This is a genomic window from Rothia sp. P100 (genome assembly GCF_023712425.1).
Taxonomy (GTDB): domain Bacteria; phylum Actinomycetota; class Actinomycetes; order Actinomycetales; family Micrococcaceae; genus Rothia; species Rothia endophytica.
The window spans coordinates 380,420-406,792 of the sequence record NZ_JAMAYG010000001.1; the positions used below are offsets into that span (position 1 = coordinate 380,420).

Here is a 26,373-nt window from a genome sequence, read left to right on the forward strand (position 1 = left end):
AAGGCTAGTACGCTTAGAAACTGTGAGTACTGCACCGAATAAGATTTTTATTGCCCGCCTTCTTGGTCTGGATGTCTTTGACCCGCACGGTGACCGTTTAGGCCGCTTGCGGGATGTTGTGGTGCTTAAACACGGTTTCACGCAGTTCTCAGCGGTGGGTTCCCTGGGCAAGCTCAAAGAGCCGGTGGTTGTGGGTATCGTGATTGAGATTTTGGGCAAAAAACGTATTTTTGTGCCCATGACGCGCGTGACCAGCATCGATTCCACCCAAATTATTCTGACGGGTCTGGTGAACCTGCGCCGTTTTGAGCAACGCGGTTCAGAAGCCCTGGTCGTCGGTGAACTTTTTGACCGTAAGGTGCAGTTGCGGGACGGCTCTGGCAGAGCCCAGATTGAGGACGTTGCGATGGAGCAACGCCGCAATGGTGACTGGTTCATTTCTGAACTTTTCGTCTCCCGCGGGCACAACACGCTGATGCGCCGCCGTAAAGAAACCCTCATTATCGACTGGCATGAAGCTATCCTTTCCACCGATTTTGAGCCCCAGGCAGCCACTGCATTCGTGGCAAGCCATGAGGACTCCAACCCCGCTGACCTTGCGGATGCCATCCACGAGATGAACAAAAAGCGCAAGGTAGAGGTAGCCCAAGAGCTACAAGATGAACGCCTAGCGGACGTCTTGCAGGAGCTACCCGAGGACGATCAGGTAGAGATTCTCTCCCACCTTGAGGTAGAGCGCGCGGTCAACGTGCTGGAAGAAATGGAACCCGATGACGCCGCTGACTTGCTCAGCGAACTCTCTGATCAGCAGCGTGAAGAGTTGCTGACCCTCATGGACCCTGATGATTCCGATGACGTGCGCCGTCTGCTCGAATATGAGGAGGGCACCGCCGGTTCGTTGATGAACCCCGTACCTATTGTGCTCTCCCCCGAAGCTACTGTTGCCGAGGCACTAGCGCACATTCGCCAAGAGGAAATTTCCCCTGCCTTGGCCGCTGCCGTTATGGTGGCGCGTCCACCCCTAGAAACTCCCACCGGCAAGTACCTGGGTCTGGTGCATATGCAGCGTTTGTTGCGCCATTCCCCCAGCGAGCAGGTGGGCAACATTTTGGATACTTCAATTGAGGCAGTCAACGATGCCGCCAGCATCGAGGAAGTCTCCCGTGTGCTGGCAACCTATGACCTTACCATCGTGCCGGTAGTTAATGAGTTTGACCGCCTGGTCGGAGCTGTCACGGTGGATGACGTGCTCGATGAGATGCTGCCCGATGACTGGCGCACCTATGATGATGGGACCCCGATCCGAAAGGTAGGCCGACGCTTTGAGTGATGCACGCCCTTCGCTAGATACCGCGCAGACTCTGGGCACCCCCCAAGAGAAAAAGCGGCGCAGGTTCTTCTTGGCCAACCCCAACCCGGATGCCTTCGGTCAGATGACCGAAAAAATTGCCCGTTTCATGGGCACCCCGCAGTTCCTACTGTGGATGACCGTTTTCTGTGCCGTCTGGTTGGGCTGGAATACCCTGGCACCCGAGGAAATGCAGTTTGACCCTCGGGCACTGAACTTCACTCTGCTCACCCTCATGCTCTCCCTGCAGGCCTCCTATGCCGCGCCTCTGCTGCTTCTAGCGCAGAACCGGCAGGACGACCGCGACCGCGTGGTCTCTAAACAGGACCGCCAGCGCGACCAGCAGAACCTGGAAGAAACTGAGTACCTGACCCGCGAAATTGCTTCCCTGCGCATCACTTTGCGTGAGGTAGCCACCCGCGACTTCGTGCGCAGTGAAATGCGAGATTTGATGGACGAAATTCAAGAGGTTCAAAAACGCCAGGAAGAGCTCTTTGCCCGCGCTGAGCATCTGGCACGCGGCCTGGATGAGAGCGACCACGAAATGGAGCTCCCGGACTTTGACCCCAACTCAGCCAACCCTTCCACCAGCGCTTTTGACTTGCTGAGTGAACACCGCCCTAAGAACCGTAAGAAGAAGATGGTGAAGGATATCGACGGCTCACCTGAGTAGTCGGCCCCGTAAACATGACTGAACAGACCCCCGATACCTCTCTTAACAGCGCTCTAGCCACGGTCATTGACCCGGAGCTGCGTCTACCCATTACCGAGCTGGGTATGGTGGAAACTTCCCAGGTGGATGGCACCACCGCTCGAGTAAAAATCCTGCTCACCATCGAGGGGTGCCCGCTCAAGAACACCATCGAAGCGGACGTGCGGGAAGCCGTTGGTCGGGTTGCCGAGATAGAGCACCTGGATCTTGAAATCGGTTATATGAGTGCCGACCAGCGTTCCGAATTGCGTCAGCGTCTGGGGCATACCAAAGCTAACCCTTTTATCGCGCCGGAATCCCTCACCCGCATTTTTGCTGTCGCCTCCGGCAAGGGCGGTGTTGGTAAATCCTCAGCAACCGCCAACCTGGCAGCAGCCTTTGCCTCGGCCGGGCTGAGCGTCGGCATCATCGACGCCGATGTGCACGGTTTCTCTATCCCCGGCCTACTGGGCCTGGTCGAAGGTCCCACCCGCATGGATGACATGATCATCCCCCCGGTCGTTGAAGCACCCACCGGCAACGGTCATATCAAAGTCATCTCAATCGGCATGTTCGTAGCCGCAGATCAACCGGTGGCCTGGCGTGGTCCCATGCTTCACCGAGCCCTGGAACAGTTCTTGACTGACGTCCATTTCGGCGCTCTGGACATCCTCCTCCTGGACCTGCCTCCCGGCACCGGGGATGTCGCCATCTCGATGGCACAGCTACTCCCCCATGCAGAAATCCTGCTGGTTTCAACCCCGCAACATGCCGCTGTGGACGTTGCCCAGCGCGCTGGTACCCTCAGCCTTCAAACCCAGCAGAAAGTGACCGGCGTTATCGAGAACATGGCAGCTATGACCCTGCCCGATGGCTCCACTATGGCTCTTTTCGGTGAGGGCGGCGGCCAAATCCTGGTTGATTCCCTGGGCAAAGCCCTGGGCTACCCCGTGCCGCTCCTGGGATCTATCCCCTTGGATATGGCACTGCGCGAGGGCGGGGACGCTGGTACCCCGGTGGTCTGGTCGGCACCAGAAACTAAGGCAGCAGCTGTCTTCACCGATATCGCAACTCAGCTAACCCACCGCCCCCGCGGGCTGGCCGGGAAGCCCCTGCCCTTCAACGTCTAACAGTATTATTTAGGGTTCTTGCTCTTTTGGTGCTCGCTAGCGATGTCCATCCCTGGTGAATACTTGTTTTTTGCAGAAGGAAAGGGCCCGCACCTTCTTGGTGCGGGCCCTTCTTCTAAAGAGTGAGGGGATTAGGTTGCCTCGGAGTCAAAGGGTGCCCAGGCGCCGCGGGGCAAGCGGGAGGTCACCGATGCGGCTGGTGCAGACTGAGTCCTAGCCTCAAGTTCTTTGCGGCGCTCTTCCTCGTCCTCAGCAAAAGCCTCACGCACAATCACGCGGGGGTCATACTGGCGAGGGTCGTACTGGCGCCAGTTGATGTCGCCCAAATCAGGGCCGAGAGTTTCCTTGAGGTCGTCCTTAGCGTCAAAGGCAATGCGGCGTATTTGCTTGACGAAATCTTTGAGTTGCTGGGCGTATTCGGGCATGCGTTCAGGCCCGATGACCACAAATACCAGGATCGCCAGGACGATGAACTCGAGACCACTAATTCCAAACACACCACGAGATTACCAGTATTCCCTGGGCAAAACGGGCAATCTTGGGTACCGTTCAATAAGATGTTCTCAGAATCATGAAGAGGTAGGGCCTTGAACACCAACCAACAGATTCGTAGCTGGCGTTACGCTGAAGAGTTCCCTTATGAGGCGCCAACTCTCGCCCAGGCGAGGCAGCAGGCTGAGCGTCAGAGTGCCGCCCCGGTGGCTCCCTCGGTAGCTTCTTTGTTGACCGTTTTAGCGGCGTCCACCGGGGCGGAGCACACCGTTGAAATTGGTACCGGTTGCGGCGTCTCAACGGTTGCTCTGCTCTTGGGACTGCGTGAGGGAGCGGCGCTGACCTCCCTCGATATTGATGCTGCCCATTCCCAGCTCACTCGTGAACTACTGGCAGAAGCTGGGCTCGATAAGAACCACCGGGTGCGCATTATTACCGGGGACGCCACCGATGTGCTCCCCCGCCTCTCGGCAGCCTCCTATGATTTCGCCTTTATCGATGCAGGTGCTGACCAGGCTGAGCAGTTCACCTATGATGCCCTGGCTCTGCTTTCGCCCGGCGGTCTGCTGGTGGTTCATGATCCGCTGGCAGGTGGTGCTGTTGCTGATCCGGTAGCACGCGATGCCCGCAGCGTTTCCCTGCGGCGCCTGCTCACCGACGTCGCAGCCTGTGTGGACGATGTACACGTCTCCTTAGTTTTTGCCGGCAGCGGACTGTACCTCATTTACAAAAAGTAAACCCCGGCGCTAAGCACCGGGGTGAACTAAAAATTCAGGGTTCTAAGGTCTTTAGAACTTTTCAACGCATTCGCGGATTGCCTCTACCTCAGCTTCAGAGAGGTCCAACACCAGACGTCCACCGCCCTCTACAGGGATGCGCATAACGATGCTGCGGCCTTCACGGACAATTTCAAGCGGGCCCTCGCCAGTGCGGGGTTTCTGTGCTGCCATCGGTGGTCTCTCCTTTGCGATGCTGTCTAAAAAACGCGGCTCTGAGGCGAACCCGCTGTGTGACTCCTTTAATAATAAAGCCTGTGCACCTTTTTGTGGGGACATCCCGTTTCCAGCTCTGTTTAGGGTGGGTAATCTCCCCCGCCGGGTAACTGCTTCCAGTGCCACAGCCAACCTACCCAGCCAAACTGCATGGCTACCCCGCTCAGCACCAGCAGCCCCCGGTAGGCCCGAGAGGATGAGAGCATAACTAGCGGCAGATACAGTGCAAAGAGCGGCAGGAGCAACCTGAAGGTAGATGACTGAGGGTTAAAGAACATCAGCATGTAGAGGGTATAGCTCCAGACCCAAAGCAGCAGGGGCAGGGGCAGGCTAAGTCGCACGGTGCGGCTCAGCAGAGCCGCGAAAAAGAGCAGGAGGAGAAGGGTGAGCACCAGCGGCCCCGCAACTCCCAGATAGTGCTGGCTTTGATGCACCCATGGCATGAAAGGCAGAACGTGTTCCCCGCCTGCCCGCCAGGCTGTCTCGGTGGCGGTATAGGCGTCGATTCTGCCGGTCACCAGCCAGGCGTGGGCAGGGTGAATGAAGGCAAAAGCGCAGACCATCACTGCTGAAATTAGCTGCCAGCCGGTAGTGCCGAGAGCGGCCAGGGCGGCACCGCGCTGAGGTCTACGGGCTGAATAATCTCTTAGCCAGCAGACCATCCACCACATTCCAACGGCGGCTCCCAGGGGAACCCCCACCGGTCGGGTAAGGGCGGCAAATAGGGCTGGCACCAGCATCAGGGTGTAGGAACCCTGGACCAGGCAGAGAAGGGTCCAGATGAGAAAGAGCAACCCCAAAGACTCTGCATAACCGGTTTGTAGCACCGGGGCCACAGCGCAAAAACTGACAGCAGCTACAGCCCACAGGGCGGTAGTATGCCATCGCTCTTCACCTCGGTCAGTGCCGAGAGAGTCGGATGCCCGCTGACAGCAGAGGCGAAAGAGGCGGTAGAGCAACCAGGCAGCACCAAAACCAGCTAGTAGAGAAAGGGTGGGGGCTACGGTCTCGTAGGGTAAGCCTGTCACCGTCACCAGCGTGCGGGCTAGAAGCGGATAGAGAGGGTAGAAGGCCCACTCATTTTGAGCTACCCGTCCGTTCGCATCCAGAGGGAGGGTCTGCGGGTAACCCTGCTGCGAAATTTTCTGGTACCAGTCGGCATCCCACATCATCACGAACTCGCCGTAACTCATAGCGCCCTGCTTCCAGGGGCTGAAGGTCTGCTGTAAACCAACCGTACTGAAAATAAACCAGCTAACAATACGGCTGGCAAGGTAGACCAGCATAACCTGCACCGCCGCCGGCCACCTGCCAAAGTGAAGGGCCAGTCTAAGAGCTATCGCATTCAGTCGCAGGCTCAGCCTGTCCAGGGTTGAAAGCGTAGCGGCAGATCCTTGCCCCTCCGAGCGGTTGTCCTGCATCTAGGGTCGCTCCGAGGAGATCTGCCCAGGGTTATCCGTTTCAGCTGAGGAACTATCGCTCTCAAGGAGGGAACGCAGGCGTGCGTTCTCGTCTATGAGTTTAACCAGCACGCCGTCCACCTCATCTCGGTGATAGCCAAAAAAGGCCGTAGAGAAACGGATGCTGTGCAGTTCTTTACCGCGAGGGTGATCCGAGAGAATCAGCGGCAGCTCGCCACCCACCGCGGCATCCACCCCGTCAGAGCTCAGAGCGTCTAACACCCTGCGCCCCGGTATCAAGCGATCAGTTCCCAGCACCGCGCAAGCAGCTACCACTACCGCCAGTACTAGAAAAGTCAGGCCAACTAAAAGATAATTCACGGTCTCTTCCCACCATCAACGGCTGGCGCTTTACTGTTTGTCACCCCACTCAAACACTTATTACTCGCTCCACCCCCTGCCGTGTAACTTTCTGTTTACGTTTGAGAGGGTAAGGTAAAGCACATACACCTTTTTGTCTACACACGTTCGGTAGCCCATGCTACCGGCGAGGCAGTCAATACACCACATAGGGAGGGAAACCCGCATGACTCACGACGCACTGGTCCAGGTAACCGGAGTCAATAAGTACTTCGGTGACCACCACGTCCTCAAGGACATCAATCTCGAAGTGGGCAAGGGTGAAGTCATCATCCTGCTCGGCCCCTCGGGCTCCGGCAAGTCCACGCTCTGCCGCACCATCAACCGCCTCGAAACCATCTCTTCAGGCGACATCAAAATCGACGGCGTCAGCCTGCCTGAAGAAGGTAAAGCGCTGGCTGATCTGCGCGCTGAAGTGGGCATGGTCTTCCAGTCCTTCAATCTCTTCGCGCACAAGTCCATCCTTGACAACGTCACTCTAGGCCCCCGCAAGGTTCGCGGTCTCAGCAAAACTGAAGCTGAAGAACTGGCGATGAGCCTGCTCAAGAAGGTCGGCGTTGATAATCAGGCACACAAGATGCCCGCCCAGCTCTCGGGTGGCCAGCAGCAGCGTGTAGCCATTGCCCGCGCCCTAGCGATGCAGCCCAAAGTGATGCTCTTCGATGAGCCCACCAGCGCCCTTGACCCCGAAATGGTCAACGAAGTTCTTGACACCATGATTTCCTTAGCCCGCGAAGGCATGACCATGATTGTGGTAACCCACGAAATGGGGTTCGCCCGCAAGGCAGCCGACCGCATTGTTTTCCTGGCAGATGGTGAAATCGTCGAAGAATCCACACCCGATCAGTTCTTCACCAACCCCCAGTCAGATCGTGCCAAGGATTTCCTCGGCAAGATTATCGGTCACTAGGGCAGGTGCACCATGAACTTCTCACAGCTCAAAGGCAAGGCACTAGCCGCTGTAGCCCTGGCTGCGACCGGCGTCCTCGCCCTCTCAGGGTGTGGCTCTTCATCTGACGGTGAGAGCATCCGCATTGGCATCAAGTACGATCAGCCCGGTCTGGGCTATCAGGACGGCCGTGACTACACCGGCTTTGATACCGACGTCGCCCGCTACGTTGCCAAGGAACTCGGCTACTCAGAAGATCAGATTGAGTGGGTTGAGGCTCCCTCAGCTAACCGCGAGAATATGCTCGTCAACGGACAGGTCGACATGATTTTTGCGACCTACTCCATCTCTGAATCACGTCTCAAAACCGTAGACTTCGCCGGCCCCTACTTCTACGCAGGCCAGGACCTGTTAGTACAGCAGGAGAACACCGATATCACCGGCCCAGATTCCCTGGCAGGGAAGAATCTCTGCTCCGTCACCGGTTCTACCTCTGCAAAAAAGATTCAGGATAAGTACTCCTCAACCGTGCAGCTGGTTCAGCAGAACTCCTACTCTGACTGCGTGGTCGCCCTCAACGCCGGCATGGTCGATGCTGTCACCACCGATGACATCATCCTGGCAGGTCTTGGCGCTACCAGAGCTAATCAGGGCGAACTAAAGCTGGTGGGCAACACGTTCACCGAAGAACGCTACGGCATTGGTCTGCCCAAGGGCTCGGATCAGTGCGCTGATATCAACGCAGCCATCAACAAGATGGTAGAAACCGGCGCCTGGGAAGAAGCTGTCGAAAAGAACGTGGGAGCATCGGGTTATGTCTATAACGCCGAGCTGAACCCGCCCGTTCTTGATAGTGCCTGCGCCACCGTCCCCGCCCAGTAAACATTCTCAACACACATTTTCTAGATTTTGGAGGCTTTCATGTCGTTCTCTGAACAGCTCTCCACGCTCTTTGCCACCTATGACGTTCTCGGAGCGTTCTGGACCAACGTGCAGCTGACCTTCTGGGCAGCTATCGGCTCGTTCGTCCTCGGTTCGGTGCTGGCGCTCATGCGTATCTCCCCGGTGCCTTCATTGCGCTGGGCAGGTACCGCTTACGTGCACCTGATCCGTAACACTCCGCTAACTATTCTCATGACCCTGGCAATTTTGGGCGTGTGGACCCAGTTCCAACTCTCACTGGCTACCAGCTTTGAATGGAACTTCTTTATCTACGCCGCCATCGTTCTCGCGATCTACCACGCGGCCTTCGTCTGCGAAGCAATCCGTTCAGGTGTGAACACGGTGCCCGTTGGGCAGGCAGAAGCAGCACGCGCTATCGGTCTAAGCTTCATGCCGACCGCCCGCTATGTCATCTTCCCGCAGGCGTTGCGCGGCTCCATTACCCCGCTAGGTAACACCTTGATCGCGCTGGCTAAGAACACCACCGTTGCCACCGTAGCCTCGGTTGCAGAAGCATCGGGCATGATGAAGTCCATGATTGAGTTCAATTCAGACCTCATTTTCATGATCTTCTTTGTCTTTGCCATGGGCTTTGTCATCATTGTCGTCCCCATCGGTCTACTGACCACCTGGGCCTCTCGTAAACTGGCGGTGAAGCGATGAAACGTATGACCTCAACCTCTGTTCTCTTTGACGTTCCGGGGCCCAAGGCACGTGCCCGTACCCGTATTTTCAACATCATTGCCATTCTGCTGCTGGCAGGTATGCTGGCCTACGTTCTCATGGTGATGGGGCGCCAGGGGCAGCTCGAAGCCGATAAATGGACTTCACTCTTCACCGGTAACCTCTGGGTTAACTACATCCTGCCTGCTCTGGGTAAAACCCTGCTGGCCGCACTAATTTCAGTTGTTACCTCAGTGATATTTGGTCTCTTCTTCGGCATGGCACGCCTAGCACCCAATAAATATATTCGTGGCTTTGGCACCGTGGTGGTCGAGTTCTTCCGCGCTGTACCCGTGCTGATGATGATGATTTTCTTCTGGCTCTTCCTGGGTCAGTTCACCTTCTTCTCACCCTCCCAGTTGCCCTTCATCGCCGTCGTTCTAGGCTTGACCCTCTACAACGGTTCGGTGATTGCTGAGTTACTACGCTCCGGTGTCCACCAGCTGCCAAAGGGTCAGGGTGAGGCCGGCCTGGCCATCGGTCTGACTCCCTGGGCTGTGCTGACTTCAGTTCTCATGCCTCAGGCACTGACCGCTATGATGCCCTCTCTGCTCTCGCAGTTCGTGGTCATCCTCAAGGACACCGCCCTGGGGTACATCATCTCCTACCCCGAGCTATTGGCAGCCGCCCGCCGCTTTGGCTCCGGTGAAGGTAACATCCTGCAGATGTTGCTGTTGGCTGCTCTCATCTTCGTAGTGATTAACTTCGCTCTCACCTTGCTAGCTGAGTGGCTTTCCCAGTTCCTAAGCTCACGCACCGATGTTGAGATTAAGCACGCTGATGGTGTGCCCGGCGAGGTCGATAACGCTAGGCCTAAGACCGAAATGATGTTTAAGATCCCTAAGCACTAGGGTTCCTTAGTTCCGGTCCATGAAAAGGTCGGCGGGTCCACCATCTGGTGGGCCCGCCGACCTTTTCATGGATCGGGCTTTAAACGGTTACAGCCTCTGCCTTAGGCGGTCAGCCAGGTAGCAAGTGCCTGGTAACAGGCTTGGACTTCACGGGCTTTCACATGCTCGTTATCCGTGTGGGCCAGCAGGGCGTCACCCGGACCGAAGTTGACCGCGGGGATACCGATTTCACTGAAGCGGGCAACATCCGTCCAGCCGTACTTGGGCTTGGGTTCGCCCCCCACCGAGGCAATCAGGGATGCCGCCATAGGTGCGTCCAGGCCAGGGCGGGCAGCCGGGGACTGATCGACAAAATCTAACTCATAGCCGTCAAAGACCTCTTGGAGATGGTCTAGAGCCTGGCGCAGAGTTTTGTTAGGGGCAAAGCGGTAATTGATGTGGACGCCAGCAGTATCGGGGATAACGTTACCGGCAACACCGCCAGAGATTTGCACGGCGTTGAGACCTTCTCGGTAAGCTAGCCCTTCCACCTCGTAGGTCTGAGGCTGGTAGACGGCCAGGCGGCCCAGGACATCCGCCATCTTGTGAATGGCGTTCTCCCCCTTCCATGCACGCCCCGAGTGGGCAGCCAGCCCCTCAGTATGAATCCAGAAACGGATGGTGCCGTTACAGCCACCCTCGATAACGCCATCGGTAGGTTCAAGGAGCACCGCGAAATCGGCGTCGGTCAATAGTTGCTCGTGGTGACGCATGAGGCGGGCAAGACCCGAGAGCTCTGAAGCAACTTCTTCGTTGTCGTAAAAAACGTAGGTAATGTCGTAGGCAGGATTAGCCAGGTGGGCGGCTAGCGCCAACTGAACGGCAACCCCGCCCTTCATATCCACCGCCCCGCGTCCGTACAGCACCTGCTCCCCCTCGTCGTTCCTCCATGCTGAAGGCACCGTGCCCAAAGAGCCCTCAGCGCGGGGCAAGGGAACGGTATCCAGGTGACCGGCCAGCACAATGCGCTGGCTCCTTCCTAGATGGGTGCGGGCAATGAGGGAGTCTCCATCACGGGTAATCTCTAAGCCGCCGATGCCTTCAAGGGCAATCTGCACTGCATCTGCCAGCCTCGTTTCCTCACCAGATACGGAGAAAATATCGAGCAGGTCAGCGGTTAGCTGTTCCACGGGCTGGATGAGGTCAAGGGTGGCCGGGCCAAAGCTGGCAAAGTCACGGGAAGTAACACGGGGTTCAGTCATACGTCCACCATACAAGCAGAGACTGCACAGTACATCTTGATTTCGTAAACTGGTATCTATGACTGAACAAAAGACCCGCACAGCAGCAGGCCTGGGCCTGGCAACTATTGTCGCAAGCGGCGAGCACGAAGGTACCGTACTAGATGTCTGGTACCCCGCCCCCACTCTCGCACAGACCTCCGACCAGTCCGTGGTCGCTGATCTGGAAGCCCTGGTAGAGACCGATGAAGACCGTAACGTGGTGCGTGAAATCGTAGACGTCACCATTGATTTGGACGCCGCCCCCGCCAACGCAGAGGACGCCTACTTGCGCCTTCACCTGCTATCTCACACTTTAGTAGAACCCAACACCATCAACCTTGAGGGTCTTTTCGGCAAGCTGGCCAACGTCGCCTGGACCAATTTTGGCCCCGTTTTGGCCAGCGAATTCAATACGGTCTCCCTGAAGCTGCGCCGCCGCGGTGCCCTGGTCGTTACCCACGTCGATAAGTTCCCCCGCATGATTGATTACGTCGTGCCCGCAGGCGTCCGTATCGGTGACGCTGACCGTGTGCGTCTAGGTGCTCACCTGGCAGCCGGCACCACCGTCATGCACGAGGGTTTCGTGAACTTTAACGCCGGCACCCTGGGTGAATCCATGGTGGAGGGCCGTATTTCTCAGGGCGTAGTCATCGGCAACGGCACTGACATCGGTGGTGGCGCTTCAACCATGGGCACTCTCTCAGGTGGTGGCACCCAGCGCGTTGCCATCGGCGAGCGCTCCCTGCTAGGCGCCGAGGCCGGTATTGGTATTGCTCTGGGCGATGACTGCGTCGTTGAGGCCGGTCTGTATGTGACCGCAGGTTCACGCGTCACCCTGCTTAACCCCGGCGCAGAGCCTCAAATCATCAAGGCTGTCGAGCTATCGGGTGTCAATAATCTGCTTTTCCGCCGCAACTCGGTGACTGGTGCCATTGAGGCGCTTCCTCGTGAGGGTAAAACCGTTGAGCTGAACTCAGAGTTGCACGCTAACTAAAGCGCACTAACCGGCCAAGAGCCCTGACCTGCAATTTTAACCTCCTCTATGGGGTGGCAGGCCGGGGCTTTTGCCCTTTAAACTGAAGAGAGCTCGCACACACAGGTATTCAACACACTATCTGATGAAAGATCCTCTTTTATGAAGCGTTCTCTCGCTCTACTGACAGGCCTTGGCCTGGTCTCATCCGCGTTTTTAGCACCGGCTGCTGTAGCGGATGACGGTGACACCGATTTAGGTAACCTCACCGTTCTTGCTACCACCGATATTCACGGGCGGCAACTGAACTATGACTACTTCACCGGAGAGCCTTACGGCACTGGGGATAAGGCGCTGGGTATGGAACACCTAGCAACCGCCATCGAACAGACGCGCAGTGCAAAGGGTGAAGACTCCACCGTCCTGCTCGATAATGGGGACGCTAACCAAGGCAATCCCCTGGCCACCTACTACCAGAAGAACCGTTCGGCAAGCACAGTGGACCCCATGGCGTCGGTCTTTAACCTGCTGGGGTATGACGCGGGTGTGGTGGGAAACCACGAATTCAACTACGGATTGCAGGCATCCGCCCAGTATAAGGACAGCCTTGCTATGCCTCTGCTGGCTGCCAATGTTATTGATGCCCGCACCGGCCAGCCCGCCTATGAGCCCTATACCATGATCAATAAAACCGTGGGTGGTGAGACCGTTCAGGTTGGCGTCATTGGTGTAGTAACCCCCGGGGTGAGGGTCTGGGATAAGGCAACCGTTGAGGGCAACCTCGAGTTTAGGGACACCGCTGCCACCGCTGCTGAATGGGCACCCAAGGTGAAAGCGGCTGGCGCTGATGTGGTTATCGTGCTTGCTCATACCGGTCTGGATGCTACCGGTTATACCTACAACCCTGCTGATCTCAACGAAAACATTGCCCAGTCGGTCGCTGAACAGTCCACGGATGTTGATGTGGTGGTAGGCGGACACTCCCACGTCACCAACAAGGTTCAAGAGTATTTCACCAATAAAAACGGGGAGCCGGTGCTCTTCACCCAGCCGGGCTACTGGGCTCGCTTCCTCTCTGAAGTGACCCTTCCCCTGACGAAAGATGCCGATGGGGAGATTGAAGTTAAGTGGGACGAGACCGGGCGTCCTACCGCCGCGCCGCTGGCTGCCGGTAACTACGCTGCCGACCCGCGTATCCGCGCGGCTATTGAGCCCTATCACACGGAAACCACCCAGTGGGTGCAGACCGTGGTTGCCCAGGCTACCGAAGACATGCCGGCAGCTACCTCTGCTTGGGAGGACACCGCGGTGCTGGACTTCATCAACCGTGTACAAACCGATGAGGTAGCACGCGCACTGGAAGGCACCCCCTACGCTGATCTACCGCTGATTGCTGAGGCATCACCTTTCTCACGCACTGCCGTTTTCAAGCAGGGCCCTGTGACTATCGCTGATATGGCCTCACTCTACATCTATGACAACACCCTTTATGCGGTTGAACTGACCGGAGCCCAGCTACGGGACTACCTGGAATACTCGGCACGCTACTATCAGCAGCAGGAGCCTGGAGCAGTCATTGAGGACTGGTCAACGGTCACCAATGCTCTCTACGACGGTGCGACCCGCGGTATTCCGGACTACTCCTACGATGTGCTTTCTGGCGTTAACTACCACATCAACATCTCCCAGCCTGTGGGCCAAAGAATTGAGAATCTAACCCTTGCCGACGGCTCGCCCCTGGCCGATGACCAGAAGGTCATTCTGGCTCTTAACAACTACCGCTGGAGCGGTGGCTCGGGCTACCCACACGTGACCTCAGCTCCCATTGTCTATGAGGAGCAGAAGGCCGTCCGCGATCTGATGATCGACTGGGCGGCAGCCAATAAGACCATTGACCCCGCCGACTTCTTCGTCAAGAACTGGACGGTCGGGACCAGCTCACTAGATCACAGCGTGGGCCCTGTTCCTACTCCCAGTCAGACCCCCGAACCTTCAGCATCAGCTGAACCCACTGCAGAGCCCACTGCTCCGCCCACCGCAGAACCCACTGCAGAGCCCAGTATTGAACCTACCGATGAGCCAACCTCTGCCCCCAGCGAGGAAGCTCCCACACCGGTAGCAACATCAGGTGAAGCCACAGGCAACCAACAAGCTGCGGCAAGCTCCACGCCCAAGCGCTTCTTGGCCCATACGGGCGCTCCGCTGCTCACTCTGCTCGCTGTTGCTCTCCTGCTACTAGTAATCGGAGGTATTGCCATGCGAGCCACTCGCAAGGGCAAGCAGTAAAAGCTCGCCTAGGCGCCGGGGCATCAGCTTCTCGCTGAGGACGCCCCGCCTGTGAACGGTTCCGACAAGAACCGCACGGGCGGGGCGTCATTGTCCGTGCATGTGCCCACATCTGTGTGCCAAACCCCGCCGCTGTGCTACTAAGCCGCTAAGCTAGAAACATCACAAATAACCACACCTTAATTGAGGGGAATACGTGAAAATTCTCGTTACCGGCGGCGCCGGCTACATCGGCTCGCACACCGTCCTTGAACTGCTCAACGCTGGGCACGAGGTCACCGTCATGGACAACCTCTCCAATTCCTCCATGGAGTCGCTGGCTCGTGTTGAAGAACTGACCGGAAAGACCGTAGAGTTTCGCAAGGTTGATCTGCTGGATCTGCCCGAGATGAAGCAGCTCTTCAACCTGGTCAAGCCAGATGCAGTCATCCACTTCGCGGGTCTCAAGGCCGTGGGCGAGTCAGCTGAAAAGCCCCTCTGGTACTACCAGACCAACGTGACCGGTACCCTCAACCTGCTCTACGCCATGGAAGAGGCTGGCTGCACCTCCATCGTTTTCTCTTCATCAGCTACCGTTTACGGTGAGCCGGAGTCCATGCCGCTGACCGAAAAAATCAACATGGATGCTCAGAGCTGCTACGGCCGCACCAAAGAGCACATCGAAGATATGCTGGTCGACCTTGCTGCATCTGACCCCAAGTGGAACATCGCCCTGCTGCGCTACTTCAACCCGGTAGGCGCACACGAGTCCGGCCGTATTGGTGAGGACCCCGCAGGTATCCCCAATAACCTGGTGCCCTTCATCGCCCAGGTAGCTGTGGGCCGCCGCGAGCACCTAAATATTTTTGGTAACGACTACCCCACCGTTGATGGCACCGGCGTGCGCGACTACATCCATGTCTCTGATCTGGCAGATGGCCATCTCAAGGCGCTGGACTATATCACCAGCCATCAGGGCCTGCATACCTGGAACCTGGGCACCGGCAACGGCTACTCGGTTCTCGAAGTTCTGCATGCCTTTGAGAAGGCTGCAGGCAAGGAGCTTCCCTACAAGATGGTGGACCGTCGCCCCGGCGACGTCGCCGTCTCCTACGCTGACCCCTCAGCTGCCCTCTCTGACCTGGGGTGGAGCGCCCACCGCGACATTGAGACTATGGTGCGCGATCACTGGAACTGGCAGAAGAACAACCCCAACGGTTACGAAGCCTAAATAAATCGTGGCTAAATAAAAAGAGCCGGCCCCCATAAGGGGGCCGGCTTTAGCTGTTAAACCCTAGGTTTACGCACCCGGGTAGTGGCGCTCGTTTTCGCCAATGTAGACCTGGCGGGGGCGTCCGATCTTACGGTCGGGGTCCTGCATACTTTCGGTCCACTGGGCGATCCAGCCGGGCATACGGCCCAGGGCAAAGAGAACGGTGAACATCTTCTCGGGGAAGCCCATCGCCTTGTAAATCATGCCAGTGTAGAAGTCTACGTTGGGGTAGAGCTTACGCTCAATGAAGTAGTCATCGTTCAGTGCCTTCTCTTCAAGGCGCATAGCAATATCCAACAGCTCGTTATTGCCACCCAGGGTCTCAAGCACCTCGTCAGCGGTTTTCTTGGTAAGGCGGGCACGGGGGTCGTAGTTCTTATAGACGCGGTGACCGAAGCCCATGAGGCGCACACCGTCTTCCTTACGCTTGACCTTCTCCATGAAGTCCTCAGGGCTGATGCCCTCCTGCTGGATCTGAGTCAGCATCTTCAGCACAGCTTCGTTGGCACCCCCGTGCAGGGGGCCGTAGAGAGCGTTGATGCCGGCGGAGACCGAGGCAAACATGTTGGCGTTAGATGAACCTACGAGGCGCACCGTGGAGGTGGAACAGTTCTGTTCGTGGTCTGCGTGCAAGAGCAGCAGAAGGTCAAGAGCCTTAGCATGCACGGGGTTAACTTCGTATTCCTCAGTGGGGAAACCGAAGCACATGCGCAAGAAGTTCTCTGAGTAATTGAGCTCATTGCGGGGGTAAATCAGGGGCTCGCCCTTGGACTTCTTGTAAGCATAAGCCGCCAGGGTAGGAACCTTGGAGAGCAGACGGAAGGTAGAAATCTCTACCTGGCGCGGATCAAAAGGATCCAGTGAATCTGAGTAGAAGGTAGACATAGCTGAAACGCTGGACGCCAGCACAGCCATGGGGTGGGCATCACGGGGGAAGCCGTTGAAGAAGGTCTTGAAATCCTCATGCACCATGGTGTGGCGGCGGATCATCTGGTCAAACTCTTCCAGCTGATCAGCGGTGGGAAGCTCCCCATAAATCAGCAGGTAAGCGGTTTCGATGAAGCTTGATTTCTCCGCCAGCTCTTCGATGGGATAGCCGCGGTAACGCAGGATTCCGGCGTCACCGTCAATATAGGTCACCGCTGATTTTGCGTTAGCAGTATTCATGAAGCCGGGGTCGTAGGCTACCTTACCGGTCTCTTTAAGCATGCCAGCTACTTCGAAGGCACCGTTACCTTCGGTTGCTTCCACCGCTGCCAGCGGCAGTTCCTTGCCCTGATAGCTGAGGGTCGCGTGGTTTTCTGTCATTGTTCCTCCTGGTGTGTGAGGTCAAACGTACACGAATCGCTAGAGAGGATTTCATAGAGAGCGGTGTGGCTTTCAACCGTTGAGAGCCACACCGCACGCGTACGCATGTCATCTATGGTTCACATTACAACAGAACCATGGGTGAGGTCACATTCAGAGGAGAGGTAGGGTAAAAGATTACGCCCTAATAAGACCTCTAAAACCGCTGTTTATGCAGTTTTTAGACGAGCTGCTGCTTTCTCAATATCTGAGTCAGAACCGGTGAGTGCTAGGCGCACATAGCCCTCACCTGATTCACCGTAGAAAACTCCTGGACCAATAAGGATACCCAGCTCAGCAAAGCGTTGAACAGTCGTCCAGGTATCTTCACCGGCAGTCGCCCAGAGGTAAAGACCGGCCTCAGAATTTTCAACGGTCAGCCCGAACTTTTGCACAGCTGGCAGCAGTAGGTCACGGCGGGCACGGTAGAGATCCTTCTGCGCTTCCACATGGGCATCGTCATTGAGCGCAGCTGCCATAGCAGCCTGCACGGGGGCTGGCACAATCATGCCTGCGTGCTTACGAGAATTAATGAGGTTGGGCATGATCTCTGCGTCCCCAGCGATAAAAGCACCTCGGTAGCCAGCAAAGTTGGACTGCTTTGAAAGGGAGTAGACCGAGAAAACCAGCTGCTGACTCTCACCGCACACACGAGAATCAAGGATGGAGGGCACAAGCTTTCCACCGCGCTGGGTGTCCCACTCACCCCAACCCAGCTCTGCATAGCACTCATCAGAGGCGACCACAGCACCGAGGCTGCGGGCGTCATCAACCAGCTTCTTTAGCTCATCAACACCACGGACAATACCGGTGGGGTTTGCGGGTGAATTAACCCAGACCAGACGCACCCGGGCGCGGGTATCGGCGTCCAGCTCATCGAGAGAATCAGCTGCAACAGCAGTGGCACCAGCCAGCTGAGCACCAATATCATAGGTGGGATAAGCAACGGAGGGGCGCACCACCACATCTCCCTCCCCCAACCCCAGGAGGAAGGGCAACCAGGCGACCAATTCCTTGGAACCGATGGTCGGCATAACCTGCTCGACACTCAAACCTGGCACTCCGCGGCGGCGGTTAAACCAGTCCACAATCGCCTGACGCACCTGCACAGTGCCGTGCGTGGTGGGGTAACCGTGAGCGTCAGTGGCCGCTGCTAAGGCATCCCGAATAACAGCAGGAGTAGGGTCCACGGGAGTGCCAATGGAAAGGTTGACCAATCCGTCCGGGTGCGCCTTAGCCGTTTCCAAGTAAGGAGCCATGGTGTCCCAGGGGTAGTCGGGCAGAGAAAGGCCAAAGGCGCTCATAGGTTTTCCTTCACTAGGCTACGTTCTGTTCTGTCCCTAGTCTACGCAAGGACGCCGCGGCCCGGCTGGCAGCTGCTCGAATGCTGGCACGGTTGCAGAGCGGATGTGGCACCATTGGGCTACTGCGAGCTTAAAAGCAAAGCCCCTCTCCTCACCCTGTTAGGGGAGGAGAGGGGTAGAAAGCTATTTAGCCCTGGTTTTGTGGGGGCAGAGCAGCGATAAAGGGGACGTCCTTTTCGATGAGGCCCATGCGGGCTGCACCACCGGGTGAGCCCAGGTCGTCAAAGAAGTCGGCGTTAGCCGCTGTGTAGTCTTCCCATTCTTCGGGGACGTCGTCTTCGTAGTAGATGGCTTCTACGGGGCAAACGGGTTCGCAGGCGCCGCAGTCCACGCATTCATCAGGGTGAATGTAGAGGGAGCGTTCGCCTTCGTAGATGCAGTCGACGGGGCATTCTTCGACGCATGCACGGTCTTTGACGTCGACGCAGGGCTGGGCGATAACGTAGGTCATCTCTGCCTTTCTGGGCGCGGGTGGGGGCTGGTGCGCTGGGTAGGTTTTGTTCTGTGCTCTAGTTTATAGGGTGCATGCCTATGGAGCTTATTTTTGTGGTCTAGGCAACAGTCAAAATATGTAACCTTAGTCGCCGCATCTAACCGCGTTTGAGGCGGTAGCGGGTGGTAGCGATGAGGGATAGTGTTGCTGCGACCAGGGATCCCATCGCCCAGAGGGTTCCGGCTATTCCCGGCGGATTGATGGGGTTAATGTAGACCAACATGGAGTTGCCCTTGGCATAGGCAAAGATACTGATGAGGGTGAAGGCGGTGAAGCCAACCAGTGCTGCAGTCCAATTTTTGCGGGTGTGCAGGGTAGACCATGTTGCGGCAAAGAAGACGGTCAGGCAGCCCAGCAAGGCGCCCCAGGGCACCCAAAGGTCTTGATTGATGTACCAAATCCAGGAATGATATATGGTGCCTGAAAAACCTGCGAGCAGACCTAGGGCTATGGAGGTAATCAGACTATTGATAACCCCAGGGGGTTCTTCTTGGGTCTCTGATGAGTTCTGGTGTGCGGTGAGAGGTGCTGGCTTAATCCCCTCAATTTCACCGCCAAGGAGCCGGTAGGTTTCGACGGCTGAGATGGGTTGGGGCACTCCGTTGGAGTATTCGAAGGTGGTATCTCCAGTGATGGTGATTTGGGTGGCGTGCGCCGCCATAGCGTCGCGTTTACGCACCAGGTCCCCGGTAATGACAGCCTGTTGCCGGGTATCTGTTGCATCAGCTTCACCCTCGATACCCCAGAAAAGGGTGGGTGCGGCGTCCGAACCTTTAAGCAGCTCAACAGCAGCCTGTGTTGCTTCATAGGTGCGCTTGTGGTCGGGGTGCCCGTAGCCGCCGTCCGCATCATAAGTCACTAGGACGTCGGGGCGAACCTGCTCTATCAGTGCGGCGATAGCCTCGGCTTGGGGCTCTAGAGAGGTGCGAGTTAGGCAGTCGGGTGCGGCGAGGGGGTTGGGGGCAGCTCGACCGTCTTCCCCCCAGGTCATGCCAGAGTCACGGTAAAGAGGTGGGGTCTGGGTGGCCCTGGCATTCCCTTCTCCCAGAAAAGTATGCTGTGTGATGCCCAGAGCAGCTAGCGCTTGTTTTAGTTCAGCGGTGCGCAGTTTGCCCAGGGCTACTCCCCCATCGGTGTTCGCGGGGTTTTCAGCTTCAAGGTGGGCGAGGGAACGGTCGATAACCTCCCCCATTTCCCCGCGGGTCATGGTCAAGAGGTGCACTTGGGCGCCAGCCTTAGCAAGGGCCCCCATGGTGGCACCTGTGGATGATGATTCATCATCTGGGTGGGCGTGCACAAATAGAAAGACGGTCTCTCCCGATGACTTACCTGCCGGGGCGAGGGTATCAACTGCGGTCTCCGTAATAAGTTCACCGGCTACCGGGTAGTAGGGGGTGTTGTCCTGACTCAAAACGTCCTCATTCTCTGTGCTTTTGCCGGGCTAGGATGCCTAGCTGGTACAGCTACAGGGGAGCAGGTTTACCCTACTCCCCTGTTGCTAGTGGGTAGCTATGATGGCTACCTCTGCCTCGTTAGGCGCGTGCGCGCTTACGTGCCTCGCGGACGCGCTCGTTGGCGTTCAACACGACCTTGCGGATGCGGATTGCCTCGGGGGTCACCTCAACGCACTCGTCTTCACGGGCAAATTCGAGGGACTCTTCGAGGGTCAGCTTGCGGGGAGGGGTCAGGTTTTCGAAGTTATCAGCCGATGCCGAACGCATATTGGTGAGCTTCTTTTCCTTGGTGATGTTGACTTCCATGTCATCCGCACGGGAGTTCTCGCCAACAATCATTCCCTCGTAAACCTCGGTGGTGGGTTCTACGAAAAAGGATCCGCGTTCCTGCAGGTTAATCATGGCGTAGGGGGTCACAACACCTGCGCGGTCGGCAATCATGGAGCCGTTGGTGCGGTACTCGATGGTGCCAGCCCAGGGCTCGTAGCCGGTGGCGTAGGAGCTAGAGATACCAGCACCGCGGGTCTCGGTGAGGAACTGGGTGCGGAAACCAATCAAACCACGGGCAGGGACGGCAAATTCCATGCGGACCCAGCCGGTGCCATTGTTTGCCATGTTCTCCATGCGGCCCTTACGAGCTGCCATGAGCTGGGTAACTGCGCCCAGGAATTCTTCGGGAACATCGATAATCATGTGTTCCATGGGCTCGTGGACCTTGCCATCCACAACCTTGGTCACGACCTGGGGCTTGCCGACGGTCAGCTCGAAACCTTCGCGGCGCATCTGCTCAACCAAAATCGCCAGGGCGAGCTCGCCACGGCCCTGCACTTCCCAGGCGTCAGGACGCTGGGTGGGAAGAACCTTGAGGGATACGTTACCGATCAGTTCCTTATCAAGACGGTCCTTGACCTGACGCGCGGTTACCTTAGCGCCCTTGACCTTACCGGCCAAAGGTGAGGTGTTGATACCGATGGTCATGGAGATTGCGGGGTCATCAACCTTGATCAGGGGCAGGGGCTTGGGGTTCTCTGAGTCGGTCAAGGTTTCACCGATGGTGATGTCCTCGATACCGGCAACAGCCACGATTTCACCGGGGCCAGCTGATTCAGCGGGAACACGCTCCAGCGCCTTGGTAGCAAGAAGTTCTGAGATACGTACGTTCTTGGTCTGACCGTCCTGGCGTACCCAGGCAACGGTCTGACCCTTCTTCAGGGTGCCGTTAAAGATACGCAGCAGCGCCAGGCGACCCAGGAAGGGTGAGGAGTCAAGGTTAGTAACGTGTGCCTGTAGAACCTCATCGGGGTTGTAGGTGGGGGCAGGGACGTGCTCAAGAATGGTCTGGAAGAGGGGTTCCAGATCTTCGTTATCGGGCAGGGCGCCGTCAGCGGGCTGGTTCAGTGAAGCAGCGCCAGCTTTACCGGAAGCGTAGACAACGGGCACGTTGAGCAGAGCGTCAATGTCTAGGTCGGGAACCTCGTCCGCCAGGTCGCCAGCAAGACCCAGCAGCAGGTCCATTGACTCGCCAACAACCTCATCGATACGCGCATCGGGGCGGTCAACCTTGTTAACAACCAGGATGACGGGCAACTTAGCTGCAAGTGCCTTGCGCAGAACGAAGCGGGTCTGGGGCAGGGGGCCTTCTGAAGCGTCCACCAGCAGAACAACGCCGTCTACCATAGACAGGCCGCGCTCAACCTCACCACCGAAATCAGCGTGGCCGGGGGTATCAATCACGTTAATGGTGATGGTCTCACCGTTAGCTGCAGGGCCTGAGTAGAACACGGTGGTGTTCTTGGCCAAAATGGTGATGCCCTTTTCTTTTTCAAGGTCACCGGAGTCCATGACTCGATCTTCAACGTCGCCGTGGGTTGAGAAGGCGTTGGTCTGCTTGAGCATCGCATCAACGATGGTGGTCTTGCCGTGGTCAACGTGAGCCACGATTGCCACGTTGCGAAGGTCGCTACGTGAAGCGGTGTTCTGAGTTTCAGACATGCGTAAAATATCTCGCTTTATCTAGGGTAAAAGGACGCCGGAGCTCACCGAACGCTCATTAAAGAGAGCCGGGTGCTTTTGGGCTTTCGTTCTGAGTATACCGCCCCACGGTTCAAGTGGAACTATCACGTGGAACACATATTTATAGAGGTGCGGCGCCCCTTTCTGACTACTTGAGGTACAAGTGAGTAGAAAAGGACGCCGCCACAATAACTCATTTTAATGAGGTGGGTTACTTATCCCAGGGCTTTTCCTGTGTCTTAGGAGTAACGACGGGGATTGCACCGGTGGAAGTACGAATCTGATCGATTGCTGCTGTGTTCGCTGAGATCTGAACGTTGACCTCATCTACTGCTTTCTCAACCGCTTCTTCAACCGCTTCTTCAACCTTAGCTTCTACGGCTTTGTCGAGGGCTGCATCGAAGTGGCTATCAAGGTGCTCGTCCACGCGGTCAGTCACCGAGTCCATCAGCTCTTCGCGGGCGTTGCGTCGCTGAGCGCGCACAAAGAGGCGGTGCTCAACGCTTAGTGCCTTATAGAGCGAGATACACATCAGGATGATGACAACTGAGAAGGGCAGAGCGGTCAGAATCGCGATGGTCTGGATGGCGGAGAGCGCTTCGCTACCACCCACAATAATCAGGGAGATAGAGGTTACTGCAGCTACGCAGACCCAGAAGACACGGATCCAGGTCTTGGGCTCGGGTGAGCCGTTGGTGGACAGCATACCCAACACCAGAGCGCCTGAGTCAGCCGAGGTCACAAAGAAGACGGTAATCAGCAAAACTGCACCAACGGTTAGAACAACACCGCCGGGCAGGTTGCTGAACATCTCAAAGAGAGCGTGCTCAGCGGAGACGCTGCCGTCAGCATTCCTGAGGGTCTCGCCACTGAAGAGCTCCTGGTGCAAGGCGGTGCCGCCGAGCACAGAGAACCAGAAGAAGGAGGTTAGGGCAGGGACCAGCAGGACGCCGGTGACGAACTCACGCACGGAGCGTCCCTTGGAGACGCGGGCGATGAACATGCCCACGAAGGGCGACCAGGAGATCCACCAGCCCCAGTAGAAGGTAGTCCAGGCAGCCTGGAACTGTTCGCCGTCCACGCCGTAAAGGGCCAGGGTTTCGAAGGTCATGGCCACAATATTTTGTAGGTAGTGACCGAGGGAACCGATGAACTCGCGGAAGATGAAGAGGGTGGGGCCGACCAGCAACACAAAGATACAGACGATAGCCGCCAGAATCAGGTTGCCGTTTGAGAGCCACTTCATGCCCTTCTCAAGGCCGGTGACTACAGAGAAGAGGGTAATTCCCATGAGCACCAGGATGATGCCAATTAGCCAGAGGTTACCCTCAGCCGGAATGTTGAGGTAGCCAAGACCCGCTGCAATCTGCATCACGCCCAGCCCAAGAGAGGTGGCGACACCGAAGAGGGTGCCCACCAGGGCAACGATATCAATGAGGTTGCCCCAGTTGCCGGTGACACGGTCGCCCAGCAGCGGCTTGAGGGAGTAACGAATAGAGAGGGGCTGTTTGAGGCGGTGAGCTGAGTAGGCAATCGCAAGGCCCACAATTACGTAGATAGCCCAGGGGTGTAGTCCCCAGTGCAGGAAGGACTGGCTCATGGCCGCCTGCGCTATCTGCTCTTTACTGCCGCCTTCTACACCGGGGCGGGGGTCAACATAGTGCATCAGCGGTTCGGTCGCGCCGTAGAAGACCAGGCCGATGCCCATACCAGCAGCGAAGAGGAAAGCAAACCATGTGGTGAAGGTGTAGGCTGGCTCGTCGTCATCATCACCCAGTTTGATGTCGCCCATGCGGGAGAACCCTAAGTAGAGGGCAAAAACCACGAAGAAGGCGACGATGGCAACGTAGTACCAACCAAAGTAGTTGATGACGTCCGTCTGCAGGGCGTCAAAAATTGATTTTGCACGTTGAGGGAAGGCTATAGTCAGACCAACGAAAAGCACCATGATGGCTGCGGCGGGCCAGAAAACCTTGGGAGCAAGATTGCCCTCACGCATATTTTGACGCTGCTCCTTACTCAGGCCTCCCTTCCGCAGGTCTACGCCCGCACCGGGCGGGGTTTGGTTCTGAGAAGTAGTCATGTATCTATTCCTTTAGTATGCAGTCTGTATGTTTGTCGTCGTCTTTACACATTAAAAAGTGCCCTCCCCTGCCCCTTGGCTTAGGTCTCGAGGTTGAGGCACTCACTGGCAACAACCATAACACTACTGATAATTTCTGGCTAGAATTTACCGTCAAAACCACAAAAAACCACACGAAAAACATCAAAATCCCACCAATCCAACATAAGATGGAAACAAGTAACCCATAACAGCAAGGGAGATGCAGGCACATGTCTGTTAACACCATCGTTGACCCCGTCACCACCACCGCGTGGAAGGCACTGGACGCTCACAGCCAGGGTTTGGATGCCAACCTACGCACCTGGTTTGAGCAGGACGCCCAGCGCGCTAACAAGCTCAGCTTCACCGCCGCAGATTTGCACGTTGATCTTTCCAAGAACCTCATTACTGATGAAACACTTGACCTGCTGATGAAGCTGGCAGGCGAAGTTAATTTAGAAGACCGCAGGGCTGCCATGTTCGCCGGTGAGCGCATCAACGTCACCGAGGACCGCGCCGTCCTGCACACGGCACTGCGCCGCCCTGCTGATGCCCAGCCCCCGCTGATTGTGGACGGTCAGAACGTGGATGAGGACGTTCACGAGGTTCTTGCCAAGGTCTACGACTTCGCTGACCGTGTACGTTCAGGTGAGTGGACCGGCATCACCGGCCAGCAGATCGAAACCGTGGTTAATATCGGTATCGGCGGCTCTGACTTGGGCCCCGTCATGGTCTACGAAGCTCTCAAGCCCTACGCTCAGCCCGGCTTGACCGCTCGTTTCATCTCCAATATTGACCCCACCGACGCCGCTGAGACCGTGGCTGACCTGGACCCAGAAACCACCCTCTTCATCGTTGCTTCCAAGACTTTTGGCACTCTGGAGACCCTGACCAACGCACGTGTTTGCCGCGAGTGGTTGCTGACCAATCTGCGCCAAGCCGGGGCGCTGGAAGGCAAGGATGAGAAGGACGCCGTTGCAGCCCATTTCGTCGCCGTCTCTACCGCCCTGGATAAGGTCGCTGATTTCGGTATCGACCCCGAGAATGCTTTTGGTTTCTGGAACTGGGTGGGCGGCCGCTACTCCGTTGACTCAGCTATCGGCACTCCCCTGGCGATCGTGCTGGGCCCCGATGTTTTTGAGCAGTTCCTGGCTGGCTTCCATGCTATGGATGAGCACTTCCGTACCGCTCCCCTGGCAGAGAACGTCCCTGCTCTCATGGGTCTGCTGAACATCTGGAACGTCAACTTTCTGGGTGCCGAAACCCACGCCGTCCTACCCTATGACCAGTACCTGCATCGTTTCCCCGCCTACCTGCAGCAGCTGACCATGGAATCCAACGGTAAGTCGGTACGCGCGGATGGCACCCCTGTCACCACCGAGACCGGTGAGGTTTTCTGGGGCGAGCCCGGCACCAACGGCCAGCACGCCTTTTACCAGCTTATTCACCAGGGCACCCGCCTAATCCCCGCTGATTTCATTGCCTTCGCCAACCCGGTGCACCCCACCAAGGATGGCGAGCAGGATGTTCACGAGCTCTTCCTCGCTAACTTCTTCGCCCAGACCAAGGCACTAGCCTTCGGCAAGACCGCTGATGAGGTACGCGCTGAAGGCACCGCCGAAGAGATTGTACCCGCACGTGTCTTCTCCGGTGACCGCCCCACCACCTCCATCATGGCCTCCCAGTTGACCCCGTCAGTTCTGGGTCAGCTCATTGCCCTCTATGAGCACATCACTTTCGTGCAGGGTGTCGTCTGGGGCATCGACTCCTTCGACCAGTGGGGCGTTGAACTGGGCAAGCAGCTCGCCCTGCAGTTGGCACCCGCTGTGAGCGGTGACCGCGAGGTCCTGGCTCAGCAGGACTCCTCAACCCAGAGTCTGATTGAGTTCTACCTGAACAACCGCAAGTAAACGCTCAGTCACAAGTAGCTAAAACTAAAAAGGTGCC

General features: G+C 57.1%; 23 protein-coding genes. 12 read left to right on the forward strand and 11 right to left on the reverse strand.

Annotated elements, in window-relative coordinates:
- The first annotated feature begins 22 nt into the window (after nucleotides 1-22).
- From M3668_RS01750 to M3668_RS01760, 3 genes are read left to right on the forward strand one after another with little or no spacing between them, the layout of a single operon-like run.
- The gene (locus M3668_RS01750; RefSeq protein ID WP_251379113.1) at nucleotides 23-1,330 is read left to right on the forward strand and encodes a magnesium transporter MgtE N-terminal domain-containing protein; all 1,308 of its coding nucleotides are present in this window, start codon (nucleotides 23-25) and stop codon (nucleotides 1,328-1,330) included.
- Entirely contained in the window at nucleotides 1,323-2,021 is a 699-nt protein-coding gene (locus M3668_RS01755; RefSeq protein WP_409349928.1) for a DUF1003 domain-containing protein, read from the forward strand. Before M3668_RS01750 ends, M3668_RS01755 begins: the two co-directional genes overlap by 8 nt.
- Nucleotides 2,022-2,035: 14 nt before the next feature.
- Nucleotides 2,036-3,169 carry a P-loop NTPase gene (locus M3668_RS01760; protein ID WP_251379114.1) on the forward strand — a complete coding sequence of 378 codons (1,134 nt, stop codon included), beginning with the start codon at nucleotides 2,036-2,038 and terminating at the stop codon, nucleotides 3,167-3,169.
- A 131-nt stretch (nucleotides 3,170-3,300) separates the two neighbouring features.
- Here the strand turns inward: M3668_RS01760 and M3668_RS01765 are convergent, their stop codons facing one another.
- Entirely contained in the window at nucleotides 3,301-3,666 is a 366-nt protein-coding gene (locus M3668_RS01765; RefSeq protein ID WP_251379115.1) for a twin-arginine translocase TatA/TatE family subunit, read from the reverse strand.
- 90 nt (nucleotides 3,667-3,756) lie between these two features.
- Here M3668_RS01765 and M3668_RS01770 point away from each other — a divergent pair, with 90 nt between their 5' ends.
- Nucleotides 3,757-4,398 carry an O-methyltransferase gene (locus M3668_RS01770; protein WP_251379116.1) on the forward strand — a complete coding sequence of 214 codons (642 nt, stop codon included), beginning with the start codon at nucleotides 3,757-3,759 and terminating at the stop codon, nucleotides 4,396-4,398.
- A gap of 51 nt (nucleotides 4,399-4,449) precedes the next feature.
- Here the strand turns inward: M3668_RS01770 and M3668_RS01775 are convergent, their stop codons facing one another.
- From M3668_RS01775 to M3668_RS01785, 3 genes are all read right to left on the reverse strand, one after another.
- The gene (locus tag M3668_RS01775) at nucleotides 4,450-4,611 is read right to left on the reverse strand and encodes a DUF3117 domain-containing protein (protein WP_237202120.1); all 162 of its coding nucleotides are present in this window, start codon (nucleotides 4,609-4,611) and stop codon (nucleotides 4,450-4,452) included.
- Between the two features lie 122 nt (nucleotides 4,612-4,733).
- Nucleotides 4,734-6,074 carry a putative hexosyltransferase gene (locus M3668_RS01780; RefSeq protein ID WP_251379117.1) on the reverse strand — a complete coding sequence of 447 codons (1,341 nt, stop codon included), beginning with the start codon at nucleotides 6,072-6,074 and terminating at the stop codon, nucleotides 4,734-4,736.
- Entirely contained in the window at nucleotides 6,075-6,434 is a 360-nt protein-coding gene (locus M3668_RS01785; RefSeq protein ID WP_251379118.1) for a DivIVA domain-containing protein, read from the reverse strand.
- 220 nt (nucleotides 6,435-6,654) lie between these two features.
- Between M3668_RS01785 and M3668_RS01790 the strand changes: the two genes are divergently transcribed.
- From M3668_RS01790 to M3668_RS01805, 4 genes are read left to right on the forward strand one after another with little or no spacing between them, the layout of a single operon-like run.
- Nucleotides 6,655-7,383 carry an amino acid ABC transporter ATP-binding protein gene (locus M3668_RS01790; RefSeq protein WP_251379683.1) on the forward strand — a complete coding sequence of 243 codons (729 nt, stop codon included), beginning with the start codon at nucleotides 6,655-6,657 and terminating at the stop codon, nucleotides 7,381-7,383.
- 12 nt (nucleotides 7,384-7,395) lie between these two features.
- On the forward strand, nucleotides 7,396-8,244 hold the full coding sequence (locus tag M3668_RS01795) for a glutamate ABC transporter substrate-binding protein (protein WP_251379119.1): 849 nt from the start codon (nucleotides 7,396-7,398) through the stop codon (nucleotides 8,242-8,244).
- A 39-nt stretch (nucleotides 8,245-8,283) separates the two neighbouring features.
- The gene (locus tag M3668_RS01800; RefSeq protein WP_251379120.1) at nucleotides 8,284-8,967 is read left to right on the forward strand and encodes an amino acid ABC transporter permease; all 684 of its coding nucleotides are present in this window, start codon (nucleotides 8,284-8,286) and stop codon (nucleotides 8,965-8,967) included.
- 5 nt (nucleotides 8,968-8,972) lie between these two features.
- Nucleotides 8,973-9,878, forward strand: coding sequence for an amino acid ABC transporter permease (locus tag M3668_RS01805; RefSeq protein ID WP_251379121.1), 906 nt, complete (start codon nucleotides 8,973-8,975; stop codon nucleotides 9,876-9,878).
- Between the two features lie 101 nt (nucleotides 9,879-9,979).
- Here M3668_RS01805 and dapE read toward each other — a convergent pair whose 3' ends face one another.
- Nucleotides 9,980-11,119, reverse strand: a complete 1,140-nt coding sequence (dapE, locus tag M3668_RS01810) for a succinyl-diaminopimelate desuccinylase (RefSeq protein ID WP_251379122.1) — start codon at nucleotides 11,117-11,119, stop codon at nucleotides 9,980-9,982.
- Between the two features lie 58 nt (nucleotides 11,120-11,177).
- Between dapE and dapD the strand changes: the two genes are divergently transcribed.
- From dapD to galE, 3 genes are all read left to right on the forward strand, one after another.
- Nucleotides 11,178-12,134 (forward strand): 2,3,4,5-tetrahydropyridine-2,6-dicarboxylate N-succinyltransferase, encoded by a 957-nt coding sequence (dapD, locus tag M3668_RS01815; RefSeq protein ID WP_502948944.1) that lies wholly within the window; start codon nucleotides 11,178-11,180, stop codon nucleotides 12,132-12,134.
- Nucleotides 12,135-12,275: 141 nt separating this feature from the next.
- Entirely contained in the window at nucleotides 12,276-14,399 is a 2,124-nt protein-coding gene (locus tag M3668_RS01820) for a 5'-nucleotidase C-terminal domain-containing protein (protein WP_251379123.1), read from the forward strand.
- Nucleotides 14,400-14,595: 196 nt separating this feature from the next.
- Nucleotides 14,596-15,609, forward strand: a complete 1,014-nt coding sequence (galE, locus tag M3668_RS01825) for a UDP-glucose 4-epimerase GalE (protein ID WP_251379124.1) — start codon at nucleotides 14,596-14,598, stop codon at nucleotides 15,607-15,609.
- Nucleotides 15,610-15,678: 69 nt separating this feature from the next.
- Here galE and M3668_RS01830 read toward each other — a convergent pair whose 3' ends face one another.
- The 6 genes from M3668_RS01830 to M3668_RS01855 form a co-directional block, all read right to left on the reverse strand.
- A complete protein-coding gene (locus tag M3668_RS01830) occupies nucleotides 15,679-16,959 on the reverse strand; it encodes a citrate synthase (protein WP_251379125.1) in 1,281 nt (426 codons plus the stop codon).
- Nucleotides 16,960-17,168: 209 nt separating this feature from the next.
- Nucleotides 17,169-18,302 carry a succinyldiaminopimelate transaminase gene (dapC, locus tag M3668_RS01835; RefSeq protein WP_251379126.1) on the reverse strand — a complete coding sequence of 378 codons (1,134 nt, stop codon included), beginning with the start codon at nucleotides 18,300-18,302 and terminating at the stop codon, nucleotides 17,169-17,171.
- 187 nt (nucleotides 18,303-18,489) lie between these two features.
- A complete protein-coding gene (gene fdxA, locus M3668_RS01840) occupies nucleotides 18,490-18,813 on the reverse strand; it encodes a ferredoxin (RefSeq protein WP_251379127.1) in 324 nt (107 codons plus the stop codon).
- Nucleotides 18,814-18,952: 139 nt separating this feature from the next.
- Complete coding sequence (locus M3668_RS01845) at nucleotides 18,953-20,266, reverse strand: PIG-L family deacetylase (protein ID WP_251379128.1); 1,314 nt, start codon at nucleotides 20,264-20,266, stop codon at nucleotides 18,953-18,955.
- A 121-nt stretch (nucleotides 20,267-20,387) separates the two neighbouring features.
- The gene (typA, locus tag M3668_RS01850) at nucleotides 20,388-22,301 is read right to left on the reverse strand and encodes a translational GTPase TypA (RefSeq protein WP_251379129.1); all 1,914 of its coding nucleotides are present in this window, start codon (nucleotides 22,299-22,301) and stop codon (nucleotides 20,388-20,390) included.
- A 232-nt stretch (nucleotides 22,302-22,533) separates the two neighbouring features.
- Entirely contained in the window at nucleotides 22,534-24,405 is a 1,872-nt protein-coding gene (locus M3668_RS01855) for a BCCT family transporter (protein WP_251379130.1), read from the reverse strand.
- Nucleotides 24,406-24,656: 251 nt separating this feature from the next.
- On the opposite strand from M3668_RS01855, the gene pgi reads away from it, so the two are divergent.
- Entirely contained in the window at nucleotides 24,657-26,336 is a 1,680-nt protein-coding gene (pgi, locus tag M3668_RS01860; RefSeq protein ID WP_251379131.1) for a glucose-6-phosphate isomerase, read from the forward strand.
- Nucleotides 26,337-26,373: the final 37 nt, after the last annotated feature.